The following is a 21796-nucleotide window of genomic DNA, read 5'->3' on the forward strand; positions in this document are numbered from 1 at the left end:
TGTCTGTGGTTCTTTCAACGCGGTCCCATTCATGTCCCGGGGTTCTTTCGCGAACCTTTGTTTGTTTTTCAAAATGACATGATACGGTTGCCCTGCAAAAAATGTCCGATTGACCTGGAGTATACTTGAGGTCATGGCGAATACCTCAACGGTAAATAATAATGAAGGGAGTAAACATGTCTGAGAATTTTGATGTGAAACTGGAGAGCAAGAGCTACTTTCCTGATCCTTCGGTAAAAGAAAATTCCTGGATCCGGGATTATGAAAAGGTTTATAGTGAATCTCTCAGTGATCCTGAAAAGCATTGGGAATGTATCGCAGAAGAGCTTGAATGGTTTAAGAAGTGGGACAAGGTACTGGAATGGAACCACCCTTATGCAAAATGGTTCATAAATGCCAGACTTAACATCACCTGTAACTGCCTGGATCGTCATGTTTTCAATGGCAGAAAGAACAAGGTAGCTTTAATATGGGTTGGGGATAACGGTGAGGAGCAGGTAATTACTTACCGCCAGCTTTACCGTGAAGTGATGAGGTTTGCAAACGGTTTGAAGTCTCTTGGTGTTGATAAGGGTGACAGGGTATGCATCTACATGCCGTTAGTCCCCGAACAGATCATCGCTATGCTTGCATGTGCCCGTATTGGTGCTGTTCATAGTGTAGTCTTCGGAGGTTTTGGTGCAAATGCCCTGCATTCCAGGATAAAGGATGCGCAGGCAAAGATCGTCATAACTGCGGATGCAAGTTTCCGGCGTGGCAAGCGTCTTGATCTTAAATCTATTGTTTCCGAGGCTGTTGTCAACTCTTCCAGTGTGGAGAAAATAGTGGTCCTCAGAAGGATGTCTCCTCCGATGGAGCTTTTCTCTGAGATTGAAGTGGATTTCTACGAGATCATGGAAGATGCGGAGAAAGAATGTGAACCTGAAGTAATGGACGCCGAAGACCCGCTGTTCATCCTCTATACCAGTGGTACTACCGGCCCTGCAAAAGGCATCGTTCATGCCTGTGGCGGATACATGGTAGGTACCTATTATACCACGAAGAATATGTTTGATCTTAAAGAGGGTGATGTTATGTGGTGTACTGCCGACCCGGGATGGATTACAGGTCACAGTTACATTGTCTACGGTCCCCTGGCAATGGGAGCTACCATCCTGATATCCGAGACAACTCCTGACTATCCGGACCCAGGTGTCTGGTGGAACATGATCGAGGAATTCGACGTAACGGTTTTCTATACTGCTCCTACGGCAATTCGCATGTTTATGAAGATGGGTGAGCAGTGGCCGGAAAAGTACAACCTGAGTTCTTTGCGTGTACTTGGCTCTGTTGGAGAGCCCCTGAATCCTGAGGCCTTTGAATGGTATTACCGTGTCATAGGAAAAGAGAAATGTCCGATTCTGGATACCTGGTGGCAGACTGAAACAGGAATGCATATGCTTACTACCGTAGTGGGTGAACCTATGAAGCCCGGCTTTGCGGGAAGACCGGTGCCGGGAATTGTTGCAGATGTTGTGAATGAGAACGGTGAGCCGGTTCCGGCCGGAACAGGAGGTTTCCTTGTGATAAAGGAGCCTTGGCCATCTATGATGAGAACTGTTTACAACAATGATGAGAGATATCGCCAGTACTGGAACACCATTGGTAATTACTATACAGCCGGTGACCTTGCGGTAAAGGATAAAGACGGTTATATCATGATTCTCGGCCGATCGGATGATGTACTGATTGTCGCCGGACACAACATCGGAAGTGCGGAAGTCGAAAGTGCACTGGTGTCCCATGAAGCGGTTGCCGAAGCTGCTGTTATTGGAAAACCCGATCCCCTGAAAGGTGATTCTATAAAGGCTTTCATCATGCTTTGCGAGGGCTACGAACCCGGCGACAAACTGAAACCGGAGTTGGTATATCACGTGAGAATGATCCTTGGGCCTATCGCAATACCATCGGAAATAGAATTTGTAGAATCCCTGCCAAAAACCCGAAGTGGAAAGATCATGAGAAGGTTGCTCAAAGCAAAAGAGCTTGGAATGGATCCGGGAGATGTTTCAACACTGGAGGATTAATCTCCTCCTTTCATTTTCTTTTTAGTCTGTCCTGTCTTTTGCCATTAAAATAGCTATTAGTGCAAGTATCAGGATTCCAGTGGTTGATGCGAAGCCCGGTGATTCTTTCTCTTCTGATTCGTCGATGTCTTCAATAGTTTCCTGAATGCCATCTTCTTGCTCATCTACAAGTTCAGTTTCATTTTCCTCAGTTATTACTTCATAGTCTACAAAGTCACTTCCACCATCAGGCACAACTTCAGAGCCATAATATGTAACTTTATTGACAGCATCTTCACTGGCAATAAAAGTGATATTAGTTTCATTTATTATTGTCCTATAAAACCATGGTCTTCCATTTAGAGGAGTTGAGAAATTATCAGAGTATTTTTGTGCTATATTCGTTGAATCCTGTGAAGATACATCTTCATAAAAATGAATTGCAAGCTTTACGTTTCCGTCCTCAGCTCTTGCCCATTCCGGCACGTGCAAGCCATAATTTCGATCATACTTGTTCTCAACAGGTATCTCGCCCATCCAGCGAAGTCCGCTTTCGTCTGGCAGATCAGCGGGAGTTAGATTTGCGGGTATTGAAACAATATAAGTATAGTCTGCAGCAACACCTACGCGCTGAACTCCATACTCCTTTAATAATTCCAGTTGTTCATCATTAGGAGTTGAATAGAACTGGAACATCATATATTTTCTGGAGTTTCCGTTTTCCAGAGTAGAATTGTCATTCAAGTTTGCGCCAAACTCCATCGGCTCAGGGGTGTAAACTTCTCCACCGTAATTATCTAAGGTGTATTTGTCAGAATCGTTCGTTTGATTTGCGCTTGCAACTGGGGTGCACAATGCTATCATCAGTAAAAATACAATGACCAGCTCAACGTTTTTCTTAAACATCGTATTCATATCCTTTTAATTCTTAATTTCATCCAGCCTGACCGGAAAATATGTGTAATTTAAAGAAATCATTCTTTAGAATACAAAACATAGCAAAGTCTATATATTTATACCGAAAATTGTTTGATAATTTCCTGTTTATTTATCGAAAACACAGAAATAGTAACAGTTATGAAGTATACACTACTTTGATTAGTGCAGGTGATTACTATGGTAGACTTTTTTGATATTTATCTTTCAGAGGATTGTCCTTACGGCGATGAGACCACAGAGCTTCTTGAAATAGAAGGTGATGGAAGAATTCGTATAAAGTCAAGAGAGCACGGGGTTGCTGCATGTATGGATGACCTCGCGGTTTTTTACAAAAAGAACGGTCTTGAAGTCGTAAACATGGTTGAAAATGGTGCGGAGTTCAACCCTAACGATGTTATATTTGAGGCTCAGGGTGACCTTCCTACACTTTTCAAACTCTGGCGGATATCGCAGACCTTCCTTTCAATGGTATGCTCCATTGCATCAAAGACTCGCTTTGCTGTCGAGCTTGCAAGAAAATCAAATCCTGATATAATGATAGCCACAAGTCGCAAGACTCATCCGGGCTTTCGTAAATATGAGCTCAAGGCTGTAAAAACAGGTGGTGGAGATCACCATCGTAATTCCCTTAGTGATTCTATTCTCATAACGCAGAACCATCTGGATGTCATGGATAAACAGGTAAAGCTCAAGTCAATGCGCAAGATAGAGATAGAACCACGGACCACAGAAGAGGCTTACGAGTCTGCTCCGGTGGCTGACATGCTTCTGTTGGATCACTACGAGCCACAGGATCTTGAGTCACTTGTGCCAAAACTGCGCGCACTCAATCCCAATCTGGAGATTGCAGTTGGTGGAATAAATATCGGCATGATCCCTGAATATGCAAAATATGTGGATGTCATTGTAACCACAGCACCTTACTATTCAAAGCCTCTTGATTTGACTTCTAAAATAAGACGTACATGATTATATAAGGTGGACGTAAACTTTATATGCAATTATTCACATGGTTGTGTGTGTAATTCGCATTACCATCTTAAAGAGGTTTGTGTCTTTAGGGGACTTCGGGCGACAAGAACTCTCTTTCAGGCATGGTGATGTGTGGTATCGATAAACAATACTTTATAATTAATTCATTGATTATACAATACAGAGGTGCTTATATGAGCAAAGTGGAACTTTTAGATTTCAGTGCAACCTGGTGTGGACCATGTAAGATGCAGAAACCTTTCCTTGAAAAAGTTGAGGCAGAACTTGGTGACAAAGTTGAAGTTAAGGAAATTGATGTAGATAAGAACCAGGAGCTTGCAAGAAAGTACAGCATCCAGGCGGTACCTACTCTCGTCATTCTAAAGGATGGTGAAGTAGCAAAACGTTTTACAGGGCTTACAACCGCAGCTATTCTAATCGAAGAATTAAATAAGGTGCTTTAAGCACCGGTTCTTTGTTTTTAATTTATTTTCCAACGTATTTTTTGAAAAAACGTAAATACCTTAAGATCAATCCGGTTTCGAGGGTTTAGAAAATTGAAGGAACTGGTCGATCTTGGTGTAATGGTTTTCAGGGAGAAGAACTCCCGTGGCTCTTTCAAGCCGCACCTTTCTATTAAGTTCAAATCTGTTGAAGGCGACCTTGTCACATTTTCTATTGATACTACAAGGACTGCTGGGAAATACCAACAGCCTGACGCTTATCTTATTACTCATGCCCATTCCGATCATAATGGGAAATCCGCAATGCTATCCGAGCGTGCCATATGTTCGGAAAAGACTGCTCTGGCTCTTGAGATTCGCCACCAGCGCAAGTATGCAGGCAGGATGTTCAAAGTTGGCGAAACTATAGATGTCAAAGGCGTAAAAGTGCAGACTTTCCCGAATTTTCACACAGTCGGCTCAGTAGCATTTATGTGGGAAAATGAACTTGGTACAAAGATACTTGTGACCGGTGATGTAAAGGATGCTTCCATGCTTCCTCATTGTGATCTTCTGATAACCGAAGCCAACTATGGGGATCCCGGAGATACAACCTGTTATTTTGAGGATGACCTCACAGGTTTTGAGAATGCCTTCAAAGCCAATCCTTCTATTGCTTTTGGAGCCTATGCATTCGGCAAGGCACAGAGGGCTGTGGAACTACTCAGGGAACTTGGTTATGATGGAACAATAGAGATGGACGATCAATCACTTTCACTGACCAGGGCTCTCCTTGAGGATTCCGGGGAACTTGCATGTATCGGAGAAACCTGCGGAGATTGTATAAGTGTCGTTCCTCCGTGGGACCTGGGTAAACTGCCGTCTCATATTTCTAAATATGTCATGACCGGGCGCAGCGATTATCGCTATCCTGCAATCCAGATAAGTGATCACCTGGATGCCAGGGGGCTTGTGGAGATGGTAAAGGACATAGACCCTGAATTCACGGTTGTCTATCATCCCAATGGACACCGTCCCGGAAGATTTGCAAAACATCTCGATTCCATCGGATTTAATGCTCTTTCCACGGACATGATCACTAATATATTGAGCAATGAATTTGTGTGATATGCCGTCTGGCAGGATAAACATTTATATAAGTATTGGTTTTTATAGTACTCACACTATCCAAGTTGAACCAGGAGATCAGATCAATTGTCAAAATCATCCAAAAAAAAGCAATCAGAGGCTTCATCTAAGCAAGAATCCACTGATATTGCGCAACCAGCTCCTACTTCATCCGGCTCCGGGAAGGTCACATTTAAGGTGAAGACTCCGGAAGAAAGGAAAATAGCTCACATGGAGGGTATCATCAAAACGGCAGTTGCAGCTATTATCGGTATAATAGCGGGTATTCTTGCCTACATACAGCTTGGTATTGCTGATGACCCCACTGTGAAATGGTATGCAATACTGACCATCATTGCTGCACTTTCCTTCTACGCAATGAAACTGGTATTCCCACTCATCAAGATAAATACAAAGGAATTCGGTTTCAAGGATTGGTTCTATGTTGAGTTCATTGTCATAGACTTCTGCCTTGTAACATGGACGCTGCTTCTGAACTGATATCTTTTTCATATCATTTTTATTTTCATTGACAGGGATCTTACATGCGAATAGCCATACTGAACAAAGACAGATGCCAGCCAAGGCGTTGCAGTCATGAATGTGAAAAATACTGCCCTCGTGTGAGAACAGGAGACGAAACTATCGTTTTCCTGGATGACGGAAAACCATCTATCTCAGAGGAGCTCTGCGTCGGTTGCGGTATCTGTATCAACAAATGCCCGTTCGATGCTATCATGATCATCGGGCTTCCTGAAGAACTCACGGAACCAACACACAGGTACGGTCCAAATGCCTTTGCACTTTATGGACTTCCTGTTCCCCAGGTCGGTAGAGTCACGGGTATACTGGGACCCAACGGTATCGGAAAAAGTACTGCCGTACAAATATTATCAGGTACCCTTGTTCCTAATTTTGGTGAGGAAACCGGTAACTGGGAGAAAGTACTGGAACATTATGCAGGTACGGCTCTTTATGATTATTTCAGTGATGTGGTTGATGGCAACGTAAAAGTGTCACAGAAGCCCCAGTATGTGGATCTCATACCTAAGGCATTCAAGGGTAAGACCAGTGAACTACTTGAAAAGACCGATGAGCGCGGTGTTCTTGAAGAACTAATAGAGAGGCTTGATCTTTCCCATATCATTGACAGAAAGATCACAGAACTTAGTGGTGGAGAACTCCAGAGAGTCGCCATTGCCGCCTGCGCTGCAAAAGATGCGGATTTCTATTTCTTTGACGAGATTAGTCCGTATCTTGATATCTACCAGCGTATCAATTCCGCCCAGCTGATCCAGGAGATTGCAGAGGAAAAAGCTGTACTTGTGGTGGAGCACGACCTTGCAATACTCGATATGCTTGCTGACGTCGTGCATGTTGCATACGGCCAGCCAAGTGCTTATGGTGTAATCACTTATCCAAAGGGTGTACGTATTGGTATTAATCAGTACCTTAAGGGATACCTGCCCGAAGAAAATGTGCGTATCCGACCCGATGCCATCAAATTTGAAGTCCATCCCCCAAGAGCTGAAACTGATGTGGAAACTCTTGTGGAATATGACAGCTTCTCCAAGAGATACGATGAGGCTTTCTACCTTGAGACAGAAGAAGGCTCCTTAAAACAGGGTGAAGTGTTGGGTATAGTCGGTCCGAACGGTATCGGTAAGTCCACTTTTGTGAAGATGCTGGCAGGCGAGATTGAGCCGGACGAGGGTAAGCTTGACCTGGATATCTCCATCTCCTACAAGCCCCAATATATCAAAGGTGATAATCCCATGCAGGTGCAATATTACCTGCGCAGCATATCCTCGAAGTTCGATACCAGCTATTTCCAGTCAGAGGTCGCCAAGCCCATGCAGCTTGAGGGTCTTTACGAGCGTTCCCTTGAAGATCTGAGTGGTGGTGAATTGCAGAGGGTTGCTATTGCTGCCTGTCTTTGCCGGGATGCGGATATGTATATTCTTGACGAGCCCAGTGCACATCTTGATGTTGAACAGCGTTCCATGACTACCAGGGTTATCAAAAGGTTTGCAGAAAATAACAGCAAAACCGCAATGGTTGTTGACCATGACATCTATATGATAGACATGCTCAGTGAGCGCCTCATAGTCTTTGAGGGTGAACCTGCAGTTTACGGTAAGGCTCACCAGCCGGCCAGTATGCAGGATGGAATGAACCAGTTCCTTGAGAATCTGGATATTACCTTCAGGCGTGACGAAGACACTTCCCGTCCCCGTGTCAACAAGCCCAATTCAAGGCTCGACCGGGAACAGAAAGCTAAAAAAGAGTACTACTACCACAATATTCTGGATGAGTAATTTCCTTTTTCTTTTTTTATTTCTTTTTATTCTGTTTTCATTCAGGAATTGTTAAATTCAATATCTTTGTTTTTGATTATTGTTTTTTCTTTCACAATTACTTACTAATCAATAAGTATTTAATGATTAGATATCATATGTAATTATGTATATAATGGATGCGTGTGTTGCTATGAAATATATGAACCAGACTAATCAACAGATACTTCATTATGCAAGGATTTTTTTGCAAAGCCGGGGTTATCATGGATTCAGTTACAAGGATATTTCCCAGAAACTGGGAATTAAAAATGCTGCCATTCATCATTATTATCCCAAAAAGGAAGACCTAGTTGCCGCCCTGCTTGAAGAGAGCAGAAAGAACATAGTGGGAGATGTTTTCCAGATAGCATATTCAGGGGGTTCTGAGCAGGAGCAGCTCCAATACTATTTTGATTTTGCATTGAGGGAGTTTGATGAAGGGAAAAGTATCTGTCCTCCTGGTTCTGTGATCCTTGGTTTTGAAGAGCTTCCGGAAAAGGTTAAAATGCAAAATATGTTGCTACTTGATGATATATTGTCCTGGCTAACCGAGGTTCTTAATGCCGGTCGGGAGCAGGGGAAGTTTAATTTCTCCGGTCCGGCGGAGACGCGTGCGGAAGTAGTCTTTGAGTCTCTGCTGGGTGCCAGGCAATTATCCAGCATCAAGGGGAGAAAAACACTTGTAAGGTCTATCGCTCTGATCAAATCAGATCTTGCTTGGAAAGATTAATTTTTTTTCTGAAGCATAACTTACTTATATGTAAGTAGCATATCTTTATATGCTCAATTTTTCCTTAAAGAATTGGCCACCATGTTACCCACCATCATTGAGGAGACATTATAATGAACACCATGAGTATTATTTCATGTAAAATACTTCAGGATGAAATTCTCTGGCTTTTAAGCAATGATCCTGAAATCAAGAAAATTATAATAGTAGAAAATAAAGATATCCAAGAGTTTACTGAAAAACTTGCTGAACAACAAGTCTGCTATGATATTGTTCCTTTTGAAGAGATGCCACCTATTATTGAAGCCGAGAATGGGGATGAACTGACTGTTGTAGTCAACCTTCTGGAACTCGGGCTTCATGCTGTTCCGAAAACGCTGAAATCTGAAGTCTATCAAAGTATCAGGGAAATGATACCTTTTTCCGATGGAATGCTCATTTTTTACGGGCTTTGCGGCAATGTTCTGGGTGATGTAGAGAAAGACTTCTCTATGGAAGAAGATGGTTGCATAGTACGGATACTTAGGGATAATGATGAAAGGATCGTTGATGACTGTATCGGAGCAACAGTGGGTGGTAGTGCCAACTACCTTGAATTGCTGAAAACCCATAGTAAAGAGCCTGCATTTTTCTTTACACCTATGTATGCTCATGCATGGAAAGAGTTCCCTCTCACAGGGTACGATTTTGATTCAAATCCTGAAGAATTCGTGAAGCTGACAAAAATGATTAGTGACCTTTCTGGATATTCAAGAGTTGCAAAGGTCAACACTGGTCTTAATTATGTAAAGGACTTTGATAAAAAGGTAGAAGAACATGCAAAGTTGTTCGGATACAGCGTATTCGAGATTAGCGGCAATCAGGAAATATTTGAGAAATGTTACCATTCCATCAAGAACGAAATAAGTAACAGTAACTAATGAAACTGGTTTTGCTATGCCTGTCCTGAGTATACTTGCCTGTGAAATGCTTGAAGATGAACTCGTACATGTTCTCTCTAAAGATCATGGTATCAAACAGTTGTACTTAGTTGAAAATACGAATAGCTTCAGGTTAACAAGAAAACTTAAGTCTAAAGAACTTCACCCATTGGTATTTCATTTTGACAGGCTACCAGACATCGTTACAGAAAATGAGCGCAATATCTTTTTAGACCTCATTCTGCGCTTTTCAAAATTTGATTTTCTTAAAAATATCCATGCTGAACTTAAAGCAAAGAAGGATGAACAGCTCATTATTGTGGTAAATCTCCTGTCAAAGAACCTGCATGCTGATCTGGATCGCCTGCACTCTGAAGTATGTCGTAATGCTAGGGAAATGTCAAAAATATCTGATGGAATCCTGATTTTTTACGGGAAATGTGCTTATAGTTCTGAATCTGAGGCTGACTTAAAATCACTTGAGTGTCCTGTCTATTTCCTGAAAGACAATAACAAGGGGGTTGCGGATGATTGCATCAGTGTGGCCCTCGGTGGAAATAGCAGCTATACTGAAACAAAAGTCAAGTGGGGCGGGAAAGGTTCTATATATACGACTCCAATGTGGAGTTTCAGTTTTCAGGAATGGCTGGATGGATCAACACCAGAATTCAATGATATCAAAAAATATTTTGACAATCCGGAATATGAACAAGTTTTCAAGATAAATACTCCGTCGCTTACAAACAGTGATTATGACAGATCGGTTTCTGATTTTGCAAAGTACTTTGATATGAATGTCATTGAAGTCAAAGGTACAATGGAACTGTCGTTTGATTCTTATATGAATGCAAAGGCCGGTGTCTGCAAAAGATAGGAATTAAAAGACCGGACCATCTGTTTGGTTAAGGATCCGTAAGTTTTGTTTCTTCTTCTTTTTCCATTCTCTCACAAAAGTTCTTTTTGGATTACCTGGTAAAACTTTTCTGAAGCATGTTTTTCCTGCCAGGGATAATGTCCACAGTTCTCCAACATGGTAAACCTGAAGTGTTTTAACCTCTTTGAAAGAGGGGCTTTTACTCCTTCAAAAGGATGTGGGTCATGATTCCCATGAATTGCAACTACAGGACATTTTATGTGTTCTCCCATATCAAGCAGTTTTCCGCTTCTTCTCAAATAACTGGCTTCGTTCCATATACTTCTATTAACATCATGCATAAACCCTGCATTTGCTCCTTCATAAGGCACAAGATCAAAAGAATCTGCAGCTGAGATAAGTTTCCCGAATTTTGCAAAGACATGATTTTTATTTGCCACAGATGGATCACTCATACTTGAGCTAAGATGCAGGTACTCTTCTATTTCGCTTTCACTCATGCGTTCAAGTCTTGTTTGCATAACTGTGGAGGCATACCTTTCTTCAAAAGGTCCGCTTGCAACAAGTATCAGTTTCTTCACATAGGAAGGGTAATGTGCGGCAAACATAAAGGCAAGCCATGCACCCCAGGAATGCCCTATCAGTGAAACAGGCAGTTTCCCATTTTTTTTCAGCATTTTTCTCAATTCCCTTATCTGCCCTTCGATACTCATTGATGTCTGCAGTGGTTCCAATACTCCTGTCATTGACCTGCTTGAAAGTTCAATGGCCAGTTCTGTCACCGTTCCCGGCGCTCCGGGACCACCATGGACGACTGCAATTGTGTATGGTGCTGTTCCGTGTTTTCTAGGATTTGGGTTCATGCTTAATTTCAGGGACCTTTATGGGTTGTCAGACTTTATATCTCAGTCATGGATTAAAAAAGGATATGTTTATATATTATATATCTATAAATATATTATAAGTTAGCGCCAATGCTGATGCGTCTTGGTGCTGTTTTTCTTCTGGATGTGGTATTATAGTGGAAACAAAATTCTATAACAATATAACTGTCCTTGACAGTGTTGACAAAGGTGATTTTAAAGCAGAGATCCTTCAGTACAATTCTTTAACCGGAAGCAAGGACCCTGCCATTGCAAGGAACCTGCATTATACACAGATGGCAGGTATGCATCTGAAACAGGTAAAAGTAACCTTGAATGATAGTGGCGTTATAGTCGAACCCGGTGCTCTTTATTTTCACAAAGGAAATATTGCATGTGAATCCAATATCGGTGGCGTTGGCGGTCTTGCCAAGAAAATGCTCCACAATAAACTGACAAACGAATCAACTTTCAAACCCCGCTACACCGGAACAGGTGAGGTATTCCTTGAACCGGGTTTCAGCCATTTCCTGATAGTAAAGCTTGACAATGGCTCAGTAATCGTGGACAAGGGTATATTCTACTGCTGTGAGGACACTCTTGAAGTTGGGGTTGCAAGCCAGAAGAACATCTCTGCAGGCCTCTTTGGAGGAGACTGGTTCCAGACCAGGATCAGTGGTACAGGCATCTGTGTATTGGAGAGTCCCGTACCAATGAATGAGATACTCAAGTGCAACCTGAATAATGAAAGGTTACAGGTAGATGGCAATTTTGCCCTGCTCAGGTCAGACTCAGTTAATTTCAGTGTGGAAAGATCCTCAAAGGGAATTGCAGGATCAATGACATCTGGAGAAGGGCGCCTGCAAACATTTGAAGGAACAGGAATTGTCTGGCTTGCACCGACTCAGCCTGTTTACAATTCCATTTCTGCAGGTAGCATTTCATCACTGGCTGCTGCACCTTATAACAGGAATAATCCAGCATAACATGGGCCTTAGCCTCCTTTATTATTCCTTTTTTCTCAGCCCTGTTCATTAGCTTCATAATTTCTGGCAAAACTAAAAGCCTGATATATGTTGTACAGCCAGAAAACGATCAGTATCAATATAGGTATTACAAGATATGATGCAACAATCAGTATAAACGCAATTACAAAATAGTAAGAACCTCTGGCAAAATCTCCGTTGTACATCTGCCCAAGTCCAGGGAATACCAGGGAATAGAGTGCGGATCTCCATGGCATTGGTTTATGTTCTTCGTCTTCCTCTACATTTATAACATACTTCTCTTCTTCATCTGTCAGACTTATTCCCCCATAACTATGTAATAGGGTATAGTTCCCTTTGCATAACAATTTTGCCAGATGTTAATTACGTTTCAGAACGTTATCTTTTACTTTTTCGATTGCAGAAGATGTATTTTGTAGTACGTTTCCAAAAGTTTCCATATTTTGACTATTGCCTGTACTTCCTTTCTTCATCTTTGCACCCTTTCCAAGATACCATGTCAAAAACTCAGTGTACAGTATTATTCCTATAAGGGTGGACCAGAGCATTAGCAATATGTGGAAATTGTTTATGGGTACAAGTCCGTTTGCAAGGAGCATCTGTCTGTAAGAAAGGAAAGCTATTGAAGTTCCTGGTATTAGGAGCATAAAAAAAAGGGGTGTAATGAACAGAATAATGAGTGCAAGTCTGGAAGACATATTGATCAGAACAAAAAGTACTAGCACGGCAAATAATGCAAAAAGCATCCCTGATCCTACAAAAGCTAGAATTCCCATAGTCTTTTTCTCCTGTCAGTTTATTTCGTTTGTTTATATTCTCTGATTATATATAAATATATGAAGCCAGGTACAACACCAATTAAGAGGAAAAGGCTGACAAATGAAGATGCTAAAAAACCTGCAGCTTCAACCCTTGTGATCTCAGGCTCTGTTGTTGCAGTCTCATCACTATTTTCAAAGGAGCTATCATATGGCTCATTATAGCTGCTTTGTTCAATGTAGATTTCATCTTCCACAAGAGCATCATCAATGTAAAGGAAAGGTTGAGCTGAAACAGTGTTTTCTTTTTTCCCCTCTTCGTCTGTAGTACTCAGTTCGGTCATAGGCAGGTAGTATTCTCCTGCTCTTTCCGCCCGTACAATGTAAGTGAACTTCCTGGTCTCTCCTGCTGTCAGTGTTCCAGCCCACTTGTAATCTCCTTCGATGAAAGTGAGTTCATCAGGAATGCTTTCCTTGTAAGATACTTTAAAAGCGTTATCACCTTCATTAATTACTATAATAGTGACATTTATTTCCTCTCCCACAAGCATATAACTGGAACTGAGTTCTTTTTCTACAATAACCTTCGAGCCACTTACGTGAAAGAGCGTATCAGTTTTCTCAGAGTCCAGTGTGTAGGTTTCCCCTCCATCTTTCCATATCACTGTTGCAGGCATGAATATGAAATCCCCAGGTTCTGTAGGTGATACAAAGTATTCTATTGTCTTTGTGCTTCTGGCATCAAGCAATACTGCCCATTCAGTAGTTTCTATATCATTGGGAATAAAAGATGCAGGCAATTCATCTGTGACTGTGACAGCTGTCTGGAAGTTTGCCTTATTCTCAAGAGTAATAATTATCTGGAAGTACTGTTCGGTTCCAAATTCAGGATTTTCAGATGCTTTTTCCCTTGTAATTATCTCTTTTTCGATGGATATGTACGGTTTGACGTTCACTTCTGTCGAGATTTCGTTTCTATATTCATTTCCTCTGTAATCATAGCCCTGAACTTTTGAAATTATACTTATGTTCTTACCTACGGGTTCACTTTCAGGTCTAATCTTGATGATGAATTTTTTTTGTTTCCCGGCTTCGAGTATCGAATGTTGCTGAGTTGCTTCTTCTACGTATCCGTCATCACATTCCGTAGTCAGTATCATCCCATGCAATGGTATTGTCCCGTTGTTTGTGACCAGAAGTTCATATTCCACGTACTCATCTGGTTCATAGCTATCTTTTACATCTGCAGAATCTAATTTTATATCAGGAGCTCCCGGTTTTAGTGTCTCTATAAACACTTCTTTTGTATCCTTTTTCAGATATACTACATTGATCATGAACTCATCAGAGAATTTCTGATGGTCTCCTGTTTTATAAGTTCCTTCAAACTTGTTGCCATCATACTCTCCTGATATTGCTGCCCCATCTTCATTGATATCAGCAAAGATGATCTTGTATTTATCTCCTGTTAGCGTGTCACCTGTTCTGAATGATGTCTTTGGAATGTCAGTGACCCATACAAGTTCAGATTTTTGTTTGTATATTTCCAGTGAGACTTTCTCCTGGCTTATGGCAAGTACGTTGATCTTGAGCTCACCGTTATAGATATGCTCGCTGTTCAATTCACTATCAACCTGAACAGCCTCTTTGAAAATGGAGTTCCTGTATACCAACAATGTAGCTGAGGATTCATTATCGACGTTGATCTCATGTATTTTTATAGTGAAGCCTTCCAGGTATGCTCTTTCGGCAATTCCCAGGTCGTAGGAACCCTGGAAAATCCATATGTTCTCCTCCCTGATTCCATAAGCGCTTACAGGTGCAATAAGAATTAGCAACATTATGATTGCTGAAAGGAGCTTTTTTGTTGGCATTATTATCATCTATATATTTGTATGTTTTAAATGTTATGTGCTTCTTTCTTGACTGCAATCACCATTGAGGCATACAGAAATATGGCCACAAGGATATAGATCCCCATCCATGTCCAGCTTTCCAGTGCTCCTATGCTTTCTATAGAAAGACGGGTAACCAAGTTCAGTGGGGAGTTCGTGAACAGGTAAGAGGCCATGAACAGGAAGATGAGGATAAGTGAGTACAGTAGCTGTGCAACTCCTCTTTCTCTGAACAGGACTGCGATTATAGTACTTGACAGTACAAGTACAGCAGCGATAACTGTCACAAGTAGTAATATCTGCAATGAATTTTGTATCGACACCCTGTTCATTGACAGCAGTAGCATCCAGACAAACGATTGCAGGGGAACTATCAATATTGCCAGTATCACCTTTCCATTAATGATGTCAAGTATGGATGCCGGGGAGGCAAGCAACAGTTCCATCGTTTTTCTCTCATATTCCTCTGTTATAAAATCAATTACAAGTCCTCCTGATATGAATGCAGGTGTGAATACCAGCAATGGAAGCAGTGCTACGTAGATGAATTCGAAGTAAGTAGAAGAGGTTTCCACCCCTCTTTTTATGATGTTGATATCTATAGGTGTATATCCGGGCAATCTCTGCGTCCTTACATCCCTCACACTCTGCTCGTACATCTCAAGTGGTTCCTTAAGCTGAAGGGAAACAACAGTTGCCTTTATTTCTGATTTTGGCAGGTATATTTCAACATTGAGCAGATCAGTTCCAGTAGAAGTCCCCAATGGAGCCACAATGATCGCATCTAACTTATGGTCATAGAAATCTGTATATGCTAACTGGAAGTCGTGATAAAGATATGTCCTGACATTGCTTTCCTGTAATATCTTATAAAGCTCATTGTCCTGGGTTCCAACCACAGCAATGGAAGTTCCTTCCAGTTCCATATCTCCCAATGTGCTTGGGTCATAGAAGGAAGTAAGTCCTATCACGAGGAAGGTTGAAAAGGATGCTATGAAAAGCTGGATCAAAACGGAAAGTATGAATGTCTTCTCGTGCATGAGATCTTTGAATTCCTTTTTAGCTATGGTCTTCACTTTGCTGCATGAATTTCCGAATTTATTCAAAAGAACAGCCCCCTTAGGATTATCATGTTATACAAACTGTGGAAAAGGGTTGCAAGTACTACGGCTACCACGTAATATCGTGGTCCTTTTTTGTACATTACCAGTGAGCTGATGAGAACTGTTGTGATATGCAGGAACAATGGTATCAATAGCAAAGTGCCCATTGTCATAACCGAACCGAATGCTGAACTCGCTATAGGTGCCAGTGTCAGCACTGCAACAGCTTTCTCTCCCACAAAAAAACCTGTTCCCGAGAGAATCGCAAGCCGGATAGCATTCTTCAGGGAGATATCAGCAAGTTTCCTCTTGAATATAGTGTAAATACCTACGGACTTTACAAGTTCTTCCGCCATTGCAGACAGTACTATCATTGTAACTACCGAGTATGGTGCGGGTAGATTGAAGAGCATGACAATCAGCATCAACTGAGTCATATAAACGAAAGGAATGAATATGATACTGAGAAGGAAAACGGAACCGTATTTGTATGTAAGGAAAACTTCGAAACAGTCTATTATCTTATCTGATACATGTTTCTGGGTGAAAAGGTCTTCTTCCCTGAAAATGAATGTCCCGAATGCATATACTGAGATTGCTACGAAGTAGAATGGCAGGGTTGAGAAAAGATATGTGTTTATCAGCACTTCCTCGTTCTCAATGAGCCTGACTATGAGCGTGATTGGGGATATGGAGCTTATTGCATGGATGTTTGTGAACATAGCCGGGAAGAACAGGTAGCCTGAAATTACTACCGAAAGAAATACGCTTGCAAAGGTAAGCTCCTTGAAACTTCTTGAAAGGATAGCTCCGAAAAAGGAGAGTGCGAAGAACAGCAGCACCACGGGGAATATGGCTGCAAGTACAAGCAATACTCTCTCTACACCTGCAAAAGTTGACGGTATGCCGATTATGTATAGAGTTATTGCTGTCTGGATAGCCATTGTGATGAAAAGATAGGGGATAGTTTTCCCAACCACAACATCTATGCCACGCAAGGGTGCAGCAAGCAAAAGTTCACCTTTCTTATTGGTGCGTTCATCCATAATGCTTGTGGAATAAAACTGTGATACAAAATATATGGGGAAAATGAACAGGAATGCGTAGAGAATTGCAGTGAAAGGTATGGGTGGTGAGAAATGAGTTGGTGTGGAGATTGTCTGTCTCTCAAAGAATGTCTTCCCTTCCATGGCATCAAGAGCTGCGATATCTTCCGGGGAGATAGTTGATGAGCCAGTTCTTACGGATCCACTTCTTTCCTGCTCGTTTGTGGCACCAGTGCGGGGTACATCTTCAAGATCCGCAGGTCCGTTGGCTCCTTTTTTAATGCCATCAACAGTTTCCTCAGCTCCTGCCAGCTGGAAATCCTGCGGCCTCTCAAGATCATGGACTGTAACCCATACGGGATGGCTGTTATTTACGTCATTGTAGGAAGTAAGTACCGCTTCACGATATGTTTTAAAAGTACTGTCCAATGAATCGCCCGCAGCCGCTGCTTTACGAGTATCCCCCAGATATACGTTGTTTCCTATGATGGCCATATCAGCACCATATTCATAGTAGCTACCTGCAGTGAATCTGTCTACAAGAATATGATCGAATCTCTGATCGGTTTCGATAACAGGTTGTACTTCAGGCTGTGAAATAGCTACAAGATATATTTTCTGGTTCATGCTCATTTCGGTCTGTGCAGCAGCAAAAGATGCGGCTATTACCAGTATAAGAGAAAAAATGAGCATGATGGATGATCTTGCATCGAATTTGAGTCTGGACCTGAAGAACTCCCATTTTGCTATTGTGAACCAGCCTGGCATCAGATTTTATTAGTATTTTATTATATTAATAGATATTTCTACACTTGCTATATAATTACGAAGGGTTATATGCAGGCAATTGTCTACTTTTATATGATTATTTACTAATAATACACAGGAGTGGTAGATTGGTAGACATTTTAGCTCAAACTATACCTTATACAGAGATAACGATAGCAAACATAGTATTTGCACTGGTAGTACTTATTGCCGGTCTCATTGTGGCCGGAATTCTTTCCAGGATGTTCAGGAACAGTCTGAAGAAGACTAAGCTTCCAGAACTTGTATCTGAATTTCTTGTAAGGTTTCTGCGGGCATTACTCTACGTGGCTGTGCTGCTGGCCTTTGTCAGTGCGCTGGGACTTGATGTAAGTGCCATTGTTGTGGGTCTTTCTGCGGTAATCGGACTGATCCTTGGTTTCGGTATGCAGGATTCCCTGAACAATGTGGCTGCTGGCGTCTGGATTGCATCGCTTCGGCCCCTGGATAAAGGTGAGTATGTAACCGTTGATGGTCTTTCAGGCACGGTTGATGCGGTAGGTATGATGGCGACCGAACTCCTTACTCCTGATAACCAGTTCATCACCGTTCCCAACAAGCTGGTATGGGGCAGCCCTATTATCAATGCTACCCGAATGCCTACACGCAGGGTCGATGTTGGTGTGGGTTACACTACGGACATTCCAAAAGCTGTACAGATCGCTCTGGATGTCATCAAACAGGATTCCCGTGTGCTTGCTGACCCTGTAGCAGCAGTTGTTACCGCCGAACTGGCAGATTCATCTGTAAATCTACAGCTTCGTGCCTGGGTCAATACCCCTGATTTCTGGGCTGTGAAAAATGACCTGACAATAGCTATACATGCGGCGTTTGGCAAGGAAGAGATTGAGATTCCCTTCCCACAGCTGGATGTACATATGTACAAGAATTAAACTGTCTTCAGGCATAGTTGATCTGCAACTATGCTTTTCCTTATTTTATAACATTGTTTATATATAGCGAAGAATATTACCTTCTTGTGGAACAGAAAATTATCGAAGTCAATGGACTTAGAAAAGAATACGGGGATTTTGTTGCTGTTGAGAACCTGAACTTTTCCATAGGTAAGGGTGAAATATTTGGCATAGTGGGTCCCAACGGAGCCGGTAAGACTACTACCTTGAAGATGCTCGGAGGTCTTATCAGGCCAAGCAGGGGCAACATTGCCATGAAAGGCCTGGACATGTCCAGGGATTCTGTTGAAATTAAGTCTTTTCTGGGATTTCTGCCGGAGGAATCTCCCTTATACGAAGGTATGTCGGTGGATGACTACCTTATCTTCTTCGCAGAACTCTATGGTGTGGGAAAGAGTGAAGCTAAAAAGAGAATCCGTAACCTTCTGTTTGATCTTTCTCTTAATGCAGACGGCAAGAGGATAGGTGACCTTTCCAAGGGTATGAAGCGCAAGGTTGCCATAGCCCGCTCTCTTATTAATGATCCTGATATCCTGATCTACGATGAACCCGCATCCGGTCTTGATCCCATGACTTCCCGGTACATTACCGATTATGTGCGCTCCCTTAAAAAAGCCGGCAAAACGGTAATTTTCACTGCACACAATCTCTATCAGGTGGAGAGCCTGTGTGACAGGATACTTATTCTCAAGGCAGGAAAGCTGGTAACATTGGGTACTGCTGAGGAAATACGAAAGAAATATGGCAAGATACAGTATCGTCTTGAGTTCAAAGTGGACGGTATTGAAGAGTACTCCATCTCCGAAACCAAGATAGTGGACGATAACTATGTCGTTACAACCAGTGACATTGATATTGTTAACAATACTACCAAATGGGTTGCAGCCAGGGGTGGGGACATTGTAGAAATGCGAACTATTGTACCTTCCCTCGAAGAGATCTTCCTTGAACTTATGGGTGTTGAACTTTTTATAGACTGATATTCTCAAATTATTGCTGTTTTGGAGAATGCTTTTTTATAATATAGTTGAGTATGCAACAATTGCAAACGCAACTAATAGGTGGTAGTTCTGACACATCCCGTTAAACATGAAAACCTTTGTAGCATTAAAAAACATGAATCCATAGGTAGGGATATATCTCACCTTTTCAGGTCGATCAATATATATCTTTCAAAAGAGCTGGAACCATATGGCATTGGAAGTGGACAGTTCCCTTTTTTTAAGCTTTTAATGTATCATGAAGGAGTGAGTCAGGAATCACTTGCCAGTTCATTGAAATATGATCGTGCAACCATCACCCGCTCTGTTAACAAACTCGAAGAAATGGGCTATGTTATCAGGAAAAGGGACCCTTGCGATAAACGTGCCTACTGTGTCTACCTTACTGATAAAGGGCGCGAAATGAAGCCTGTGCTGATCGATATAAGCTCAAAGCTCAATGATGTACTCTTGCATGGCTTTAGCACTGAAGAAAAGGCTATGTTTATTTCCATGATGGAAAAAGCTGCCAAAAACATAGCATCTGAAAACGAAATGAAGAAGGCTTCAAATGAATAATACTACAAATAATGAAAATGAGGGACCTGCATTTGAGACTCCAAATGCAACTTCCGGAATGAAAGCCATGTTGGGTGACCCGAAAAAGGCTATAATTAAATTAGCATTACCAATGATGCTTGGTATGTCCATCCAGACATTGTACAATCTTGTAGATACTTTCTGGGTTTCCGGCTTGGGTTCGGATGCTCTTGCAGCAGTGGGTTTTGTATTTCCATTCTTCTTTATTATCATTGCATTGTCAAACGGCCTTGGGGTTGGTGCCGGTTCAGCAATATCCCGACGGCTTGGTTCAAGGGATAAAATAGGTGCGGACAATGTTGCAGTTCATACGATGATCCTGATGGTTTTGATGTCTGCTGTTTTCACTATAACACTCTTCACATTTGCAGAGCCGATATTTGCTATGATAGGTGCCGGAAAGACAACTGCAATGGCGACATCTTATGGTCGTATTATCTTTGGAGGCAGTATCCTCCTGTTCTTTACCAATGTTGCAAATGCGATACTTCGCAGTGAAGGTGACACCAAACGAGCTATGAATGCAATGATATTTGGTTCCATTCTGAATATAGTACTTGACCCGATTTTCATCTATCAGTTCAAGATGGGTGTTGCGGGTGCTGCATGGGCCACAGTGATATCAATGGGAGTGACTGCAGTTCTGATGTCCAGCTGGTTGTTCTTCAAAAAAGATACTTATTTATCCTTTGATTTCAAGGATTTCAGTTTTGAGCGGGGAATTCTCAGGGACATATCCAAGGTTGGCATTCCTGCCACTGTACAACAGGCATCTATGGCACTTATGATGCTTGTAATGAATGTCATCATAATAGCTGCCAGTAATACCGATGGAGTAGCTGTTTACACTGTTGGATGGCGTGTTGCAACCATAGCTATTGCTCCACTCATTGGAATTTCAACAGCAGTTGTAACGATGACTGGTTTTTCATACGGTGAAGGTTCATATGACAAAGTCTCCTTCGCTCATATATATTCAATGAAGATCGGTCTTCTTGTAGAAACAGTCATTGCTTTTTTTACATTCATACTGGCTCCTCAGATAGCTTACGCATTCACTCTTTCAGAAAGCGCTTCTCATATCACAGATGACCTTATTATATTTCTGAGGATTATTTGCATATTCTATCCCACAGTATCTCTTGGTATGCTCTCTTCGTCTCTTTTTCAGGGAGTTGGCAAAGGACTTTATGCGCTTGTTGCAACAATTGTGCGTGCTGTCATATTCGTACCAGTGTTCGCTTTGTTTTTCGCTTTTAATCTGAATATGGGGCTTATAGGTGTTTGGTGGGGCATGGTCGTAGGTAACATCCTAGGTTCGTTGTTCATTTTTGTGTGGGCAAGAGTTTACGTGGGGAAATTGCTGGAGACTGAAATACAAGCAGAGTCCCAGCATAAATTATCTGATCATGAAGAACTAAGGGCATAATGCC

The 21796-nt window shown here is 41.8% G+C and carries 21 protein-coding genes; 14 read left to right on the plus strand and 7 right to left on the minus strand.

Going from position 1 to position 21796, the window contains the following annotated elements; all coding sequences use genetic code 11:
- Nucleotides 1–176: 176 nt before the first annotated feature.
- Nucleotides 177–2066: an acetate--CoA ligase gene (gene acs, locus V7O67_RS02515; protein ID WP_406656128.1), complete on the plus strand. Its 1890-nt coding sequence runs from the start codon at nt 177–179 to the stop codon at nt 2064–2066.
- 21 nt (nt 2067–2087) lie between these two features.
- Here acs and V7O67_RS02520 read toward each other — a convergent pair whose 3' ends face one another.
- Nucleotides 2088–2951, minus strand: a complete 864-nt coding sequence (locus tag V7O67_RS02520) for a hypothetical protein (protein ID WP_406670731.1) — start codon at nt 2949–2951, stop codon at nt 2088–2090.
- Nucleotides 2952–3161: 210 nt separating this feature from the next.
- Here V7O67_RS02520 and V7O67_RS02525 point away from each other — a divergent pair, with 210 nt between their 5' ends.
- From V7O67_RS02525 to V7O67_RS02560, 8 genes are all read left to right on the plus strand, one after another.
- Nucleotides 3162–3953: a nicotinate-nucleotide pyrophosphorylase gene (locus V7O67_RS02525; protein ID WP_342306385.1), complete on the plus strand. Its 792-nt coding sequence runs from the start codon at nt 3162–3164 to the stop codon at nt 3951–3953.
- 197 nt (nt 3954–4150) lie between these two features.
- Nucleotides 4151–4420, plus strand: a complete 270-nt coding sequence (locus V7O67_RS02530) for a thioredoxin domain-containing protein (protein WP_342306384.1) — start codon at nt 4151–4153, stop codon at nt 4418–4420.
- Between the two features lie 93 nt (nt 4421–4513).
- On the plus strand, nt 4514–5527 hold the full coding sequence (locus tag V7O67_RS02535; protein WP_406670733.1) for an MBL fold metallo-hydrolase: 1014 nt from the start codon (nt 4514–4516) through the stop codon (nt 5525–5527).
- 87 nt (nt 5528–5614) lie between these two features.
- Complete coding sequence (locus V7O67_RS02540) at nt 5615–6028, plus strand: hypothetical protein (protein WP_406670735.1); 414 nt, start codon at nt 5615–5617, stop codon at nt 6026–6028.
- 44 nt (nt 6029–6072) lie between these two features.
- A complete protein-coding gene (locus V7O67_RS02545; protein WP_406670737.1) occupies nt 6073–7845 on the plus strand; it encodes a ribosome biogenesis/translation initiation ATPase RLI in 1773 nt (590 codons plus the stop codon).
- Nucleotides 7846–8017: 172 nt separating this feature from the next.
- Nucleotides 8018–8596, plus strand: coding sequence for a TetR/AcrR family transcriptional regulator (locus V7O67_RS02550; RefSeq protein ID WP_342306381.1), 579 nt, complete (start codon nt 8018–8020; stop codon nt 8594–8596).
- Between the two features lie 113 nt (nt 8597–8709).
- On the plus strand, nt 8710–9516 hold the full coding sequence (locus tag V7O67_RS02555) for a DUF1638 domain-containing protein (protein WP_406670738.1): 807 nt from the start codon (nt 8710–8712) through the stop codon (nt 9514–9516).
- Nucleotides 9517–9532: 16 nt separating this feature from the next.
- Complete coding sequence (locus V7O67_RS02560) at nt 9533–10390, plus strand: DUF1638 domain-containing protein (RefSeq protein WP_342306378.1); 858 nt, start codon at nt 9533–9535, stop codon at nt 10388–10390.
- Nucleotides 10391–10461: 71 nt separating this feature from the next.
- Here the strand turns inward: V7O67_RS02560 and V7O67_RS02565 are convergent, their stop codons facing one another.
- Complete coding sequence (locus V7O67_RS02565; protein ID WP_342306377.1) at nt 10462–11253, minus strand: alpha/beta hydrolase; 792 nt, start codon at nt 11251–11253, stop codon at nt 10462–10464.
- A gap of 158 nt (nt 11254–11411) precedes the next feature.
- Here V7O67_RS02565 and V7O67_RS02570 point away from each other — a divergent pair, with 158 nt between their 5' ends.
- Nucleotides 11412–12239: an AIM24 family protein gene (locus tag V7O67_RS02570; protein WP_406670740.1), complete on the plus strand. Its 828-nt coding sequence runs from the start codon at nt 11412–11414 to the stop codon at nt 12237–12239.
- Nucleotides 12240–12274: 35 nt separating this feature from the next.
- On the opposite strand, the gene V7O67_RS02575 is transcribed toward V7O67_RS02570, so the two are convergent.
- Genes V7O67_RS02575 through V7O67_RS02595 form a run of 5 tightly spaced genes read right to left on the minus strand, consistent with a single transcriptional unit; the run spans nt 12275 to nt 17830 of the window.
- Nucleotides 12275–12607, minus strand: coding sequence for a hypothetical protein (locus V7O67_RS02575; protein WP_342306375.1), 333 nt, complete (start codon nt 12605–12607; stop codon nt 12275–12277).
- Between the two features lie 12 nt (nt 12608–12619).
- Complete coding sequence (locus tag V7O67_RS02580) at nt 12620–13036, minus strand: hypothetical protein (protein ID WP_342306374.1); 417 nt, start codon at nt 13034–13036, stop codon at nt 12620–12622.
- Between the two features lie 20 nt (nt 13037–13056).
- Complete coding sequence (locus V7O67_RS02585) at nt 13057–14892, minus strand: hypothetical protein (protein WP_342306373.1); 1836 nt, start codon at nt 14890–14892, stop codon at nt 13057–13059.
- A 26-nt stretch (nt 14893–14918) separates the two neighbouring features.
- Nucleotides 14919–16019 (minus strand): ABC transporter permease, encoded by a 1101-nt coding sequence (locus tag V7O67_RS02590; protein ID WP_406670742.1) that lies wholly within the window; start codon nt 16017–16019, stop codon nt 14919–14921.
- The gene (locus V7O67_RS02595) at nt 16016–17830 is read right to left on the minus strand and encodes an ABC transporter permease (protein WP_406670744.1); all 1815 of its coding nucleotides are present in this window, start codon (nt 17828–17830) and stop codon (nt 16016–16018) included. Before V7O67_RS02595 ends, V7O67_RS02590 begins: the two co-directional genes overlap by 4 nt.
- A gap of 128 nt (nt 17831–17958) precedes the next feature.
- Between V7O67_RS02595 and V7O67_RS02600 the strand changes: the two genes are divergently transcribed.
- The 4 genes from V7O67_RS02600 to V7O67_RS02615 all read left to right on the plus strand — a co-directional run bounded on the left by V7O67_RS02600 (nt 17959) and on the right by V7O67_RS02615 (nt 21792).
- The gene (locus V7O67_RS02600; protein ID WP_406670746.1) at nt 17959–18762 is read left to right on the plus strand and encodes a mechanosensitive ion channel family protein; all 804 of its coding nucleotides are present in this window, start codon (nt 17959–17961) and stop codon (nt 18760–18762) included.
- An 86-nt stretch (nt 18763–18848) separates the two neighbouring features.
- On the plus strand, nt 18849–19763 hold the full coding sequence (locus tag V7O67_RS02605) for an ATP-binding cassette domain-containing protein (RefSeq protein ID WP_406670748.1): 915 nt from the start codon (nt 18849–18851) through the stop codon (nt 19761–19763).
- Between the two features lie 81 nt (nt 19764–19844).
- Nucleotides 19845–20342, plus strand: a complete 498-nt coding sequence (locus V7O67_RS02610; protein ID WP_342306366.1) for a MarR family transcriptional regulator — start codon at nt 19845–19847, stop codon at nt 20340–20342.
- On the plus strand, nt 20335–21792 hold the full coding sequence (locus V7O67_RS02615; protein WP_342306365.1) for an MATE family efflux transporter: 1458 nt from the start codon (nt 20335–20337) through the stop codon (nt 21790–21792). The genes V7O67_RS02610 and V7O67_RS02615 overlap by 8 nt, the downstream gene beginning before the upstream one ends.
- Nucleotides 21793–21796: the final 4 nt, after the last annotated feature.

The organism is Methanolobus sp. ZRKC4, assembly GCF_045291305.1.
Classification (GTDB): domain Archaea; phylum Halobacteriota; class Methanosarcinia; order Methanosarcinales; family Methanosarcinaceae; genus Methanolobus.